Source organism: Hymenobacter sp. BRD67, from assembly GCF_013256425.1.
Taxonomy (GTDB): Bacteria; Bacteroidota; Bacteroidia; order Cytophagales; family Hymenobacteraceae; genus Hymenobacter.
Genome location: NZ_CP053904.1, coordinates 740,989 through 754,535 on the forward strand (window position 1 = coordinate 740,989; position 13,547 = coordinate 754,535).

Here is a 13,547-nt window from a genome sequence, read left to right on the forward strand (position 1 = left end):
GGCAGAAAAAGCAGGCCAGCGAAGTAGTAGAGGAGGTACGGCGGCTCTGTCGGGAAAAAAATCTGAAGGTACCCACGGAGAAAACAGTGCGGCGGCGCATCCAGCAGCTGGATGAGGAGGAAACGACGCGCCGGCGATTAGGTAATAAGGCTGCCCAGGACCGCTACCAGCTCCATAAAGGTGAGTTGCCTGATGGGGAGTACCCGCTCCAATTAGTGGAACTAGACCACACCGACGTAGATATTATCCTCGTAGACGAGATATATCGCAAGCCGTTGGGCAAGCCCTACCTGACGATGGCCATAGACACGTACTCGCGGATGGTAGTGGGCATCCACCTCTCCTACGACCCGCCGGGAGCCATCGGTACGGGCTTGTGCATCGCTCATATGCTGCTACCGAAGGAAACGTGGCTGGCCAAGGTGGGAGTGGAAGGGGATTGGCCCTGCTGGGGGGTGCCCGCCGTACTCCACTTGGATAATGCCCGCGAGTTTCGGGGAAACATGATGCTACGAGCCTGCGAGAAATACAACATTCGGCTGGAGTACCGCCCTGTGCGGACGCCCCACTACGGGGCCACATCGAGCGGATGATGGGCCACACGATGCGTAAGGTGCATACGCTGCCCGGCACCACGTTTTCTAATCCCCAGCAGCGAGGAGCATACGATTCGGAGAAAATGGCCGCGCTCACGCTCCAGGAGTTTGAGCAGTGGCTAACGACGTACCTCACCGAGGTGTATCACAAGCGCGTACACAGTATGACCCACCAGACGCCTTATGCGCGCTTCCGCGCTGGCATCCTGGGTACACCTGACCAGCCGGGTATAGGACTGCCGGAGCGTTACTACGATGAGCGGCAGGTCCGATTGGATTTTATGCCCGCCATTGAGCGCTCGGTGCAGCGAGAAGGGGTACAAGTGGACCACATACACTACTTTGCTGATGTGCTGCGCTCCTACGTGAATCGCCGGGCATCGGGCAGTGGTAAGCAAGGGGGCAAGCAACGGCTCACCTTCAAGCGCGACCCCCGCGACCTCAGTGTGTTGCATATGCTGGAGCCGGGTACCAACCTGTATCATCGAATTCCTTATCGCAACACTAGCCGTCCCAGCATCTCTATCTGGGAGCAACGGGCCGCTATTCGACAACTTAAACAGCAGGGGCAGAGCAGGTGGATGAAGATAGCATTTTTGCTGCTCTCGACCGAATGCGAGCGCAAGTACTAGCGGCCGTCACGAAAACCCAGTCTATGACTCCCAGCGCCCTACGAATGCTGAAGGGAGTCCCCGTGGAGGAACTGTTTAGGCAAACCAGAACGGAGCTGACAGACTCGGTAACCTCAGCAACTGAGCTAGCTGAGCCACTGGGTCAACCGGAGGCTGCCACTCCTTCCTGGTCGACAGCTACTCTTCAACCCTTCGACGACGCCGGATTTTACGCCCTATGAGCCTACCGCACCTATCTCCAGAGGCCGCCGTCCTGCTGGACCTGCCCGTAGCCGAACGAAAAGGGAAAATCAGTGAGATGAAATGGATTCCCTATGCCCGTGCCCGCCGCATCGGGCAGAAGATGCACGACCTGTTGCACCACCCACCCTCGTACCGGATGCCTAACCTACTCGTAGTAGGCGATACCGGTAACGGCAAAACCCATATCATCCGCCGCTTCGAGGCTGCTCACCCCTCCTATACCCGGGAAAAGGATGGGCACCTCATTGCCCCAGTACTCTACCTCCAGGCACCACCTGACGCAGATGAGAAGAGCTTTTACCACGCCCTGCTGGATATAACGGGGACGCCCTACCGGGCTGCCGACCGGGGTGACCGCAAGCAGCGCCAGGTGATTAATACGCTCCGGCGTTTGGAAACCCGGTTGCTCATCATTGATGAAATCCAGCACGTGCTGGCAGGCAACCAGACCAGGCAGCGGCAATTTTTGAACGTGCTCAAGTACTTATCCAACGAACTGATGCTGCCCTTAGTTGGCGCGGGCATTGGTACTGCGTTCAATGCCATTCAGCACGATGAACAACTGGCCAGTCGGTTTGAGCCTATCGGCCTGCCCCGGTGGCGAATGGGCGAGGAATACATTCGCCTGCTGATGACCTTTGAACGCCTGCTTCCCTTGCAGAAGCCTTCGCTCTTAAGCGAGGAAAAAATGGCTTATAAGCTACTGAGCATGAGTGAGGGAAGCTTAGGGGAGCTGACCACTATTTTACAGCGGGCTGCCATCCAGGCTGTTGATACGAAAGAGGAGTGCATAAGCCTGAAACTACTCGGGAAGTTGGACTACTCCACACGGTCCGACTTATCCAGCTATGAGAAGCTAATGGCGGACTAGTGATGGACCAAGCCAACCGGTTGCCCTGTGCGACCTATCCGATGCCCGACGAGTTGCTCTCCAGCTGGCTGACGCGCCTGGCTCATGACCATCTAACGAAGACGCACACGTTTGGCCGGATGCTGTTTCCCGGAGCTAATGTGTGGAACACGGATTTGGACCGTAGCGCTCCCGAAAGCATGTTGCGTACCCTGGCTCTACGTACAGGCACGCCCCTAGCCAAGGTAGAGAAAACAGTTCTACAGCGCTACGAGGGCCGACTGCACCCACATGCAAGGCATGGCACTGTTGCGCCATGGGTATTGCCACTGGGTATCTACCACCGCACCCGGCGCTACTACGGGTTGTTGTATTGCCCGCAATGCCTTCAGAAAGATGGGCCGACACCTTACTTCCGTACACACTGGCGTCTGGCAATATCGCATGTTTGTACGCAGTGTGGAGTGTACTTATTGGACCGCTGTCCATATTGTGAGCGGCCAGTGACGTTCTTTCGGGTAGAACTGGGCCGTAAATCTGCCTTAGCTGACAAGCCTATCTCGCACTGCTTTCAGTGTGGCCTCAACCTGGCCACGGTAGCTACAAAGCGTGCCCCATCCCTGGTGCTGGCCGACCAGTTGGAACTGGAGCGTATCTTGGGTGAGGGTTGGAACGAGCAGGTCTTTTACCCGCACCTATACTTTGTCGTGCTGCGCCAGTTGATGAAGCAACTCATTAATGCCCGTCCGGCTAGCCAGGCGTTTCAGAAAGCGATGGATATCGAAACCGGTTGGAGCCCGGTAGCAGTGGACCCTACAGTACGAACAGGGAAAGTATCGATTGAACAACTCCCCTTGCAGGTAAGGGGGGCGTGCTGCGGCAGGCCCAGTGGCTATTAACAGACTGGCCCGGACGATTTCTGGAAATGGTGGGACGTTATCCTATTACTAGTACCCCATTTCTATATGCACTGCCTGATATCCCATTCTGGTTTCAGAAAGTAATTGTCGAGAATTTATACGTAGGCAGATACTTTCAAACCTTCTTGCCGAGAAGGAAATAGTGCCACTTTAGATGTATAATATATGTTAATTTAATAAAAATTAATTATAATAACTACTAAACATCTGAAATAAGCAGAGTATAGGTTAGTTAGTGGGGTGTCTTATAGGCGAGGGAGCGTTTGAACAGCCGACTACCACGGAAGTAAATCTAAATCAATTCGCAGCCTCAACGAAGTAATTTAATCTAAGCCAATGTCTTTGCATAAAATTTGAACTTTTGAATTACCTCTAAAATCTTCTCGTGCCATTTGTAATAGTGAACTCAATGTAATATCACCAGCCCCACCTTGTGCTAAGCGTTCTATTGCTGTAAACCATTGCGCTTCTATAGAACTGCTACTACTCAAAAATCCAACTTTGCCACCAGCACGCTTCCAAGCTCCAGCACTTTCAGTTGGGCCTACCTCGTATAATCCAGCTAATGTTTTTGCTAGCTGATGCCGCCATTCTGCGTTATCAAGCAATTTTGTGGAAAGCGGCATAGTAGCTACCTGGGAAATAGCAGGGATATCGACAGTATGAACAGTATTTCTGGCCTGAATGGATTCCTCCGCTAACTCAGCAAGCATCTCTGCTAAGAATGCTGCTGCATTGCGCGCCGCCAATGGCTGGCTTCCGCTAGCATCGGCTGCTTCTTTATTTTTGAGCAAGTCAGAAATACCTCGGATAACAATTCCCTTTTTGTGGTGAGCGTGTATAGGAGCTAAAAAGCCATAGCCTTCCATTTCAACGGCTAACGCTTGACTCACCGATTGATTTAATAGCTCGTAAGTTAGAGAGCGCTCGGAGGCCACTACTTTTTCCCCAGCTGCAATCGGTTTGACCTCAGCCTTAAAGGTGCCAAGGCCATCGTCAATTCTATGTTGCCAAGAAGCGTCTCGTGCTATCAGCTTTGCTAACGCCATCAATTCGTAGTTTGCGGGATAGATACTTAGCCGAGGTTTATAAACATCACCGGCTTTGCCACCTTCATAATGGATTACTTCTGATGATATAACAATATCTCCAATAGCAACATCTTTCATGCCTCCTCCTATGCCCACAAAAAAAACGTACTCCGGCTGAAAGAAAGGAAGTGCACGCTCTGTTTCTTGGGCAGCGTTCACATTTCCAGCACCAGTCTCGACTATAGCTACCGAAAAAGCATGCTGACCCGCAGTGAATGTGCCCCGACTGTAGCGTGCCCCAGTGGGATGCCTAATAGGTTCGGGATTAATAAGTAGCCGCTCTACTGCCTTGAATTCTAATGCCAGAGCGGTGATAACAAGTATATCGGATTTCATTATGATTTGAATAGGTGTTGCAAGCCTGCCAAAGCTTGTAAGTTAGAATTGTTTTTGTAGTCATCAAGTGCAGCGCGAATCAATGATTCAGCTGATATTTTTTTCCCGCCACCGCCATATCGTAGTAGTCCGATAGCCGCTGTCCATTGTGCTCTACGGCTCTGAGCATTGGTGAGCTTAGTTACATCACCGCCAGCCCTTTTCCAAATATTGTCTTTATCTGGGCCTTCTTCATACAGGTGAGCCATTGTCTCTTCGAAAGCACTCCACGCATCGGCTTTGGTTACTTGGTGACCAAATAACTTGCTATGGATGAGTTTATCAATAAAGCCAAACATTCCAGCACATTCATTCAATGCTGGTAGAAAATCAGTATTGTATCTGGCTTTTTCTAGGATTGACCGAGCAGATAAATTCCAGCCTTGAACAGCTACAAGCTGTCCTAATTGTACTGCAACAATTCCATTTATTGAGATGAGATTATTAATGTAGTCCTTCAGATAAGCATCAGTTAGATTCTGAAGTAGAGTATTAACGCTCAGCACGGCCGCTGGGTCGTTACGTTTCTCCCTTAAAAACTTTCCTATAAACTCGATGCTCTGGGCCCTCTTGACCAAAACAGGCTCAATATCACCTTCCCAACTGTTGGCTAATATTTCCTCAACCAGTTCATCAAGGGTAGCTACGATGAACTTCGACTGAAGCCTAGTCGGTAGTTTATCCCAAAGATTACTCCGTTCTGGCAAATGCAATACATTGGCAAATGTTGAAGCAGCAATCAGTTCTAATATTTGGGTGTCATTGGCTCGGCCGGTAGATACCTCGGTGAGAAAGACATCGATGGTTTCTTTAGGCTTACTTAATCCAGCTGTGAGTGATTTAGTATACGATAGTGATACTGACCAGATTGCTCGCCAGGATTGCTGGCTCGCATCTATTAACGCCAGTAGCTTCGGATTGCGGCCGCAAGCGTCACCTGCTAACTCTTGTAGCTGTTTGCTTCGCAGTTCTACAGCTAGTTCTACCAAATCACTATCTGCGACTTTCTTCGCTAATTTACTCACGCGGGTAGAGGTAGAAAGGTGAAGGCCATTTTCAGCCTTCACCTGTTTCCGCACTGCTTCTGCTGGAGCATAAGCTGCTCCAACTGCTGCCGCGAATAAGTCCCACCAGTTCCGCCTGACGCTAAAAGTTGTTACAACATCAGCTGTTACCGTGGATAATGATGCCGGTACGGTTTGACTTAGCACTTGCTCCCATGCCGCAGTATCAGGAACAGTTTCTAACACATAGGCACGCACATTTGGATTGCCTGCTAAGCCAAGCCAAATAACTTTTGCAGCTGCCTCAGAGCCTGCCGATAAAGTTTGTGTAAATGCGGTGGCAGCTGCTTCATGCCACCAACTTTCGATTATCGCTGGATTAGCTTCAGCTAAGTATTGCAATAGGTTGCCTTGTAACGTGGGGTCCGAGTTTGCAGCTGTGACTGCGCGCTCTATAACAACACCAACCGCTTTCCCTAACTGTTCCGCTCCGGTCTGAAATGACTCCATTGGCACAGCGCGTAATGCCATTGCTTCTGTTGCCCCGTCAGTCAGTAACGCTTCTGTTAAGGCTTTAATCGATTGACGTTTGATATCAATTGCCTTGCCAGGGTCAGGTTGTAGCTGTCGTAGAGTTCGCACTAGTGCTAATAACTCTCCAACGTCTGCCGTAGCTGTCAATAGATTTTTGTATTGCTGAAAAGCTCGCTGACAACGTTTTAGTGCCTCGAATGATTGTGGACCAACTTCTATAGCTGCCACAAAGTCCCGAAAGTTACTCCCTTGCTCATTGCCAAAAAGTAACTGGTCAATTGGAAGCTCAGGTGTCTTCATTTCGTCAGTATCTAACTGAATTACGCCCTTCCCGCGCCATTTTACTTCTAGTTCCGCAGGAACATACACTAACAATGGAGTAACGTCCCTGCTCCCCGGTGGTGTAAACCTAATTCCCCAACTAAGCCTTGCGCGAAGTGAAACGGGTAGGCCATGCCACAATGCTTCTAGTAGCGCTTGGAAATGAACAGCATCACTGAACGCGTAAACCGGGGTTAGTTCACTGGAGTCTACCAAGTGCTTGGTAATAACTAACCAACTCGCCGGTACTTCGCTGGCTGATTCAGGCAGTTTACTGTCAGACGCAGACAAAGTAAACGGGTTCAAAGTGGTCGGGCGTTCCGCTAAACTTGGCGGCGCATTCAGTAAGAGGTCTAGCACAGGCCCAAGTGCAGGAGCTTCGGCCAATTGCTGAATTGGTAGCATCAGCACATGCGTAAATACCATGCCCTGCCTCTCGACTGCCACGTCAGGCCAAGTCCGGCAAATCAAATAGTAATTTTCAAAGCTAGTTGCGGCTAAGTAAGGTTGAAGTGTATAGCCTGCCGGCGGCACGCCTGGCCGGTCAGTAAACCCTGCTAGGAAGGAACGTAGATTCTTGTCCCCCAAGCTACTTGCCAGCTGCCCATGCGAGGTGCCATTTACTGCCCCGAAATATGCCTGATGAATTTGTAGCACAAGATTGACAGCAAGGATTAAAATGCTATAAGTTGCGTCAAGTCGGGGTCATGCTCTCCAGAAGGTAGCACCACATACCCCGCAGCTTCTGGCCCATCATCTACAAAATCTTCATCTGGATTAGTCGCGTCCAGCGAACGGCCCAGTGAGGAAAGGCCGCACACTCGCCAGTTATCAGGTGCCCAGATGGTTTCTAAAAAAGCAGCTAGAAACGGTAGCCGTTGCTTCAGCTCCACTGCTGGCACAACCCCTGAAGTAGCTAACCCTAATGTATCCCAACACGAAAGTGCCACCGTTAACCGGGGTTCACTGATAGGTGCTAGTGCTGACTTACCTTTTACATACAGCATCATTTGCAACAGCTCAATAAAGAAGCCAGGGGCCGTTAGTTCTGCCTCTTGCTGAACTTTACCCAGGCGTACTTGTAAGTCCTCTACATAGGCCAATCCACGGGTTGTAATATCCTCCAAGGTCGGAATCATGTCAGGCCGAATCAATAGCAGCCATTCATCTGACTGTGTTATTAGCTCTTGCCAACGACTCGAAATCAGTCGGTCACTCACCAAGCTTCGCACTTGCTCGCCTGCGTAGTCAGGGAAAATAAGCTCAATTGTTGTTTGGCCGTCGGCCACCACAAAGCTAATTTCTTCATTCAGCCCACTTTCGGTGTGCGCCCCGGCTAATCCACCTGCCAACCGGTCAATTACAGCCTGTATAACGGTCAGGTCGGCTGGCGCTGTTACTGTCCGATATCTACTGAGTCCAGTTGCCAATCGGTGGTATAACTGCCCCACAAAGTGCGTTTTGCCCACGTTTGGGCCCCCAATAATCAATAGCCGGTGCGCCTTGCTCATGCTGATACGCTGCGACGCAGCAGAAATAAGTCATCTGTTGTAGCCGATGGAATAGCCGGCTGCCGTTTACCTGGTTCAGTGCGAATGGTGTCTAACAGCCACGCCACCGTTTCTAATACTTGCCGGTGCCACTTTGCTTCCTCATCTTGCTTCACGCTTACCGCAAACTCCTGATAGCGTAATGGGTTCTTTGCCTGAATGTAGCTGTGTAGTTTCTCTCGCACAGTGGGCCGCGTGTTCTCAATATCAGACTTCGCCCAAACTAAACTCAGCGGCCTTTTGCCCAGCTTTGCTACCAACCGGTCTGCCATCATCTGAATGTTCGTGCGGGCCGTACCCCTATTCGGGCCAGCCAGTTCCTCACAGTCGGCAAATAGTAGGAAGCCGTCCCCGTGCTTGTATATCCATTCTGCCCCCTCTGCCCCGGTTGCTTGCTCGTTGCTTCGCCACTCGTTAAACCACTCTCCAGGCGCATCAGTAAAAACCACATCTAGTAGGTGCCCGGCCTCATCTTTCAATGCTAGGTGCAGTAGGCCTGGTATCCGACCGGCATTGCGGCTGGTATGAGGTGGAAAGCTCACTTGATTGAATCCGTCCTCAAAAGTGAGAAACCCCGCGATAAGCTCCCAGCCTGCTAATGTGTAGGAGCCGGCAAACTGATAGCCTGGAATAGGTTGACCTCGGCGTAACAACGAATAAAGTAGTGCCAGGAAGGTGGTTTTCCCTGCGTTTTCCATGCCAGCTAGCCCAAAGAGAAGTACTCGTGAGCGAGCCATAAGAGGCTCCAAGTCTGTCAGGCCTAAGACGCTACCGGTCCAGCTTACTCGACGTCCATCTAGTTCCGCCGCTGATGGCTCTGCTGTGCCTGCCTCTAACGCGCCCTCACCGCGCAGTAAGTTAGGACACTTCTCAAATGGTCGACAACCTTGTTGGCACTCCCCATCCTCTGGGTGGCAGTGCTTAATAGGGCAGCTAAGCGACATGAGCTTCTTGAATGAGGCGTTCTGTAAGTAGGTCATGCAACACTAGCACCGCCAGTTCTGCGGCTGTAGCCACATCTGTAGTGCGTAGCCCTGTGTAAGCTGATAGCTTCTTTGGCTGCCGTTGGTCATGAACAATCTGAGCTAGAAATGACGTCAGAGTAGCTCGCTCTCCGCAGTCAGTCATGATAGGTAGGTGAGGGGCCAACAGTTTCTGATATGCTACTTCGTCGAATGGGGACAATAGTTCAGATAGCGTCTTCTCTTCCACCGTGCCCCCACCACGGCTCGGTATGTATCAGTTAGCAGGTAGTCCACGCTCACAGGCGTTACGTCCGGTAACATCTTAGCTAGGTCGATTGCCATAACCACTGGTAGTACAGCCGTATCAATCTCCCGATAGCCTTTTCCCAAAGCCACAGAGTAAAGTGTTTCCTTCCACCAAAGCAGCTTACTTCGTTGCTCGACTGCTTGCAATGAATGAAAAGACCCTTCAAATGCCGTAGCAAGTGATTCACTTACACCTGTGAAAAACTTGTTAATTTCATTCTGAAGCGCGGTCGTTGAAAGCGACTCGCCAAACCCTTTAATTGCTGCCTCAATTGCTCCAGTGATGCCTGCACTAGCAAGACCAGCAAAATTGGTGGCCCAGACTTGGTTTTGACTTTGGTTTTGACTGTAGCTGGCATAGCCACTTTCAGTAATACCTGCCGCCGCTTGTAGCGAGGTTTTTAGCGTTGCGTCATCAACCTTAGCACTGCCTAACTTGAAGTCTTTTAGCTTAAATTGAGCAAAAGATGGTGCAGCAGGGGCCTTTTCTAGTTCCCACTCACTTGTCGCTTCATCTTCCACGTCCCGTCCAAATTCGCGCAGGATACGGTCAATAACCGGCTGTTCACTTCCGAACTGCACAAATTGAGCGTACCCGCTGGCTGTGTAGTAGACAATCCGACAAAGTTCAGGGTCTTTAGTCCCAAGCTGATAAAGGGCACTTAAAATTACCCCACGTAAAATGCCTGTCGGGGCCTGCGGGTACTTGCCCTCTACGCTGGTCCAATGCTTCTTAACTATCTCGTAAGTGGCTACAATGCGCGAATTGTCAACTGGAATATTGGCATCAAGCGCAACTAAGGTGTAACACCGCACTTCGTGTGGCTTTTTAGCCAAGACTTCGGCCAACTCATTGACTGAGGTAGTTAACCATTCTTCCCGTGCTTTGTCATCTTCTACCTCGAAGAGTTTTGCGCGTAGCCAGTCGTAGAAAACCTCGTTGCGTTCCATAGGTAAAAATTGGCCTTTGCTAAAACTTGTAGTGCGTTCTGCTGCCTGCCAAGCGCATCTGACTAATGCCTGACAAGGCTGATAAAAGAGAAAAGGTTGGGCTGCTTTGGGTTGGCTACAAACCTATGTCTGTCCGGCTGCTGGAAAGCTAGCCCAACGGTAATTTCATCGGCAAACATACTTTACTTTACAGTAAGTTTGCTAAGCAATTTGGCCAAGCCGAATAAGCTTTCTAAAGATTTTATATGCGTCGCCACACTAAAGTATCACTAGACCAACTCAAACGCCTCCTTTTCTCCGCCGCTGACGAGCTGCGTGGTTCGATGGATGCCGCTGAGTTCAAGGATTATATATTCGGTATCTTATTCCTAAAACGCCTATCTGACCAGTTCGACCAGAAGCAGGCCGACCTGCGCCGCAAGTATGAGCAGCAAGACTTCACCGCCGACGAGGTAGAGGAGCTGGTAAACAGTCCTACTTCCTATGGCGAAACCTTCTTTGTACCCGTCGAGGCGCGGTGGGAAAGTATCCGCCACAAGAAAGTCCAGGTCGGCACGGTGCTCAACCAAGCTATTAGCCAGCTTGAAGACCAAAACGCCGGGCAGTTTGAGGGGATGCTTAAAAACAACATCAATTTCAACGCTTCTCGCGGCAAAGCCCAGGCTCGCGTATCCGATACCAATTGGGTGGCTATCATCGAGAAGTTTGATAAGTACCGCCTCACCAACGACAATTTCGAGTTTCCCGACCTACTCGGCGCGGCCTATGAATACCTGATTGAGCAGTTTGCCGACGACGCTGGCAAGAAGGCCGGCGAGTTCTACACCCCCGCTGGCGTCGTTAATCTCATGGTGCGCCTGCTGGCCCCCCAACCGGGCATGTCGGTATATGACCCTACGGCGGGCGCGGGCGGGATGCTCATCCAGTCGCGCCAATTCGTGGAGGAGCACGGCCACGACCCGCGCGACTTGCGCCTCTACGGCCAGGAGAAAAGCGGGACGGTGTGGGCAATCTGCCGCATGAATATGATTCTGCACGACGTGCCCGATGCCCTCATCGAAAACGGCGATACGCTCCTTGAACCGGGCCACGTAGACCTTGCTACTGGTTTGCTCCAGCAGTTCGACCGCATCTTGGCCAACCCGCCCTTCTCGCAGAACTACAAGAAGGCCGATATGAAGCACCAAGAGCGCTTCGACGGGTTGTTTACGCCCGAAAAGAACAAGGCCGACCTCATGTTTCTGCTCCACATGCTGGAGTCGCTCAAATCCGATGGCATGGCGGCCACCGTCATGCCCCACGGCGTATTGTTCCGGGGCGGGGCCGAGCAGAAAATCCGGCAGCGGCTACTGGCGCAAGATGTGCTGCACGCCATCATCTCGTTACCCCCCGGCCTCTTCTACGGCACCAGCATCCCGGCCTGTATCATCGTACTCAACAAGAAGAAACCGGCTAAGCTCGCTCGCAAAGCGCTGTTCATCAACGCCGATGCCGAGTACGGTCCCGGCAAGGCCATGAACTTCCTTCGTCCCGAAGACGCCGAAAAGATTGTAACTGTCTTCCACGAGGCCCGCACCGAAACCGCCTACTCCCGCCTCGTAGACTTCACCGAGCTGGAAGCCGATGGGGCCAACTTCAACATTCGCCGCTACGTCGACAACACCCCGTCGCCCGAGCCCCAGGACGTGCGCGCCCACCTGCTCGGCGGCCTGCCGGCCCCGGAGGTCGAGGCGTTGCGCCCCCGCGCCGCAGCGCTCGGCGTGCAGCTGCCCACCTTCGTGCAGCCACGCCCAACTGAGCCGGCCTACTTCGATTTTGCCCCACCCATTGCTGCCGACCGCAGCCAGCTCCGCGCCCTACTCGAAGCCGATGCCGGCCTGCACGCCACGCTGCACCACCAGCAAATCGAGATTGAGCAGTGGTGGCACGAGGCCCGCGACTCCTACGCCCGGCTAGCCCATAGCTACCACTCCGACCGCCGCCTGCTCGCCAAAAGCCGCACCGAGCTACGCCACTCGCTGGTGCAGCACCTGCTGCCCGCCGGCATCCTGAGCGAGTTTCAGCTAGCCGGTGTGTTTGCCAACTGGTGGCGCCTCGTGCGCGACGACTTGCGCACCATCACTTCGGTGGGTTGGTCGCCATCGTTGCTGGTCGAGGATGAGCCTACCCGTGGCAAGGCCCCGGCCGCCGACGATGAAAAAGAGCGCCCCTGGCGCGCCCCGCTGGTCGAAGCCCGGTTCTTCGGGCCTGAGCTGACCGAGCTGGCCCGGACCGCCGACGAGCTGGAAGCTGCCGAAGCTACCCTAGACGAATGCCTGGCCGACGTGAACGCCGAGCTGGAAGACGGCCAGGAGCCGACCCTCAAGCTGGTGCGCGCCTGGCTAACCACCGAGTTGTTCAACGCCCTCGATGCGGTTCACCAACGCCCGCTCAACCTGCACGCCCAGCACCTCACCGATGCCGAGCAGGAAGTGAAGCGCCTGCGCAAAGTCTACAAAACCCAGCGCGCCCGCCTCAACCAGTTCGTGGAGTTCAAGCTCTACGGCATCGACGACACCGACAATCGCACCGCCCTCACCCGCGCGCAGCAAGCCCTAGCCACCACCGAAACCGAGATTCAGACCCTCCTGGCGGCTAGCTCGCTGCTGGCGGCCACCACGCCCCTGGAGGCCGCCCTCACTGCCGCCCAGCGGCGCGGCTCGCCCGTGGCCGCTGCGGCCAAGGCCCTTGCCAAAACCCGCGCTACGGCCCAAAAAGCAGTTGCCCACATCGAGCAGACCATCCAGGCCAATGAGCGGCGGCTCGCCGAGGCGGGCGGCATCATCACCGAAGAGGAGGCTCGTGAGCTGATTCTCCAAAAACACCATAACTTGGTGAGCACCGCCCTCACCCGCTACCTGCTGGCCGAGAAGCGGCAGCTGCTAGCTGGGTTAGAGAACCTGGCCGAGAAGTATATCAACTCCTTGGGAATACTTGAAGAAGTTGAGCAGCAGCTTCGTGCTGATATGAGTGAAGTTTACAGCCAATTAGCTTACGTGTAGCATGTCAGTACGCGAAATCAAGATTGGGCAATTGTTCAAGTACACCATTCCAGGCGAATGGGGAAATGATGGTGATGGTGAATCGGGTGTTTCGGTGCTACGGTCCACTAACTTTTGCAACGACGGTACCTTAGACTTATCCGACATTGCGTACCGCAATGTATCTAA

Annotated in this window: 10 protein-coding genes and 1 pseudogene; 6 read left to right on the forward strand and 5 right to left on the reverse strand. The window is 52.8% G+C overall.

Translation table 11 applies throughout. From position 1 onward, the window contains the following. Positions 1–86: 86 nt before the first annotated feature. The 5 genes and pseudogenes from GKZ67_RS03400 to GKZ67_RS22975 all read left to right on the forward strand — a co-directional run bounded on the left by GKZ67_RS03400 (position 87) and on the right by GKZ67_RS22975 (position 3,220). On the forward strand, positions 87–593 hold the full coding sequence (locus GKZ67_RS03400; RefSeq protein WP_173241150.1) for an integrase catalytic domain-containing protein: 507 nt from the start codon (positions 87–89) through the stop codon (positions 591–593). Beyond that, complete coding sequence (locus tag GKZ67_RS03405) at positions 590–1,228, forward strand: Mu transposase C-terminal domain-containing protein (RefSeq protein WP_173241151.1); 639 nt, start codon at positions 590–592, stop codon at positions 1,226–1,228. Before GKZ67_RS03400 ends, GKZ67_RS03405 begins: the two co-directional genes overlap by 4 nt. Positions 1,229–1,445: 217 nt before the next feature. Then, positions 1,446–2,342: a TniB family NTP-binding protein gene (locus GKZ67_RS03410; protein ID WP_173241152.1), complete on the forward strand. Its 897-nt coding sequence runs from the start codon at positions 1,446–1,448 to the stop codon at positions 2,340–2,342. A gap of 41 nt (positions 2,343–2,383) precedes the next feature. After that, a pseudogene (locus tag GKZ67_RS24945) lies at positions 2,384–2,719 on the forward strand (TniQ family protein); the annotation flags it as partial. Positions 2,720–2,824: 105 nt separating this feature from the next. Then, entirely contained in the window at positions 2,825–3,220 is a 396-nt protein-coding gene (locus GKZ67_RS22975; RefSeq protein WP_254245036.1) for a hypothetical protein, read from the forward strand. Between the two features lie 344 nt (positions 3,221–3,564). Here the strand turns inward: GKZ67_RS22975 and GKZ67_RS03420 are convergent, their stop codons facing one another. The 5 genes from GKZ67_RS03420 to GKZ67_RS03440 form a co-directional block, all read right to left on the reverse strand. Then, complete coding sequence (locus GKZ67_RS03420) at positions 3,565–4,668, reverse strand: 5'-methylthioadenosine/S-adenosylhomocysteine nucleosidase (RefSeq protein ID WP_173241154.1); 1,104 nt, start codon at positions 4,666–4,668, stop codon at positions 3,565–3,567. Further along, positions 4,668–7,223: an effector-associated domain EAD1-containing protein gene (locus tag GKZ67_RS03425; protein WP_173241155.1), complete on the reverse strand. Its 2,556-nt coding sequence runs from the start codon at positions 7,221–7,223 to the stop codon at positions 4,668–4,670. The genes GKZ67_RS03420 and GKZ67_RS03425 overlap by 1 nt, the downstream gene beginning before the upstream one ends. 17 nt (positions 7,224–7,240) lie before the next feature. Beyond that, positions 7,241–7,996: a hypothetical protein gene (locus GKZ67_RS03430; protein WP_173241156.1), complete on the reverse strand. Its 756-nt coding sequence runs from the start codon at positions 7,994–7,996 to the stop codon at positions 7,241–7,243. Between the two features lie 77 nt (positions 7,997–8,073). Further along, positions 8,074–8,814 (reverse strand): TRAFAC clade GTPase domain-containing protein, encoded by a 741-nt coding sequence (locus GKZ67_RS03435; RefSeq protein ID WP_173241157.1) that lies wholly within the window; start codon positions 8,812–8,814, stop codon positions 8,074–8,076. Positions 8,815–9,279: 465 nt separating this feature from the next. Continuing rightward, positions 9,280–10,338 carry a GTPase-associated system all-helical protein GASH gene (locus tag GKZ67_RS03440; protein WP_173241158.1) on the reverse strand — a complete coding sequence of 353 codons (1,059 nt, stop codon included), beginning with the start codon at positions 10,336–10,338 and terminating at the stop codon, positions 9,280–9,282. A gap of 245 nt (positions 10,339–10,583) precedes the next feature. Between GKZ67_RS03440 and GKZ67_RS03445 the strand changes: the two genes are divergently transcribed. Next, complete coding sequence (locus GKZ67_RS03445) at positions 10,584–13,379, forward strand: class I SAM-dependent DNA methyltransferase (protein WP_173241159.1); 2,796 nt, start codon at positions 10,584–10,586, stop codon at positions 13,377–13,379. Positions 13,380–13,547: the final 168 nt, after the last annotated feature.

Excerpts from the sequence above, each read along its gene's own strand:
- GKZ67_RS03420 (WP_173241154.1), bottom strand. The coding sequence starts at position 4,668 with ATGAAATCCGATATACTTGTTATCACCGCTCTGGCATTAGAATTCAAG.
- GKZ67_RS03445 (WP_173241159.1), top strand. The coding sequence starts at position 10,584 with ATGCGTCGCCACACTAAAGTATCACTAGACCAACTCAAACGCCTCCTT.
- GKZ67_RS03410 (WP_173241152.1), top strand. The coding sequence starts at position 1,446 with ATGAGCCTACCGCACCTATCTCCAGAGGCCGCCGTCCTGCTGGACCTG.
- GKZ67_RS03440 (WP_173241158.1), bottom strand. The coding sequence starts at position 10,338 with ATGGAACGCAACGAGGTTTTCTACGACTGGCTACGCGCAAAACTCTTC.
- GKZ67_RS03405 (WP_173241151.1), top strand. The coding sequence starts at position 590 with ATGATGGGCCACACGATGCGTAAGGTGCATACGCTGCCCGGCACCACG.
- GKZ67_RS03435 (WP_173241157.1), bottom strand. The coding sequence starts at position 8,814 with ATGGAAAACGCAGGGAAAACCACCTTCCTGGCACTACTTTATTCGTTG.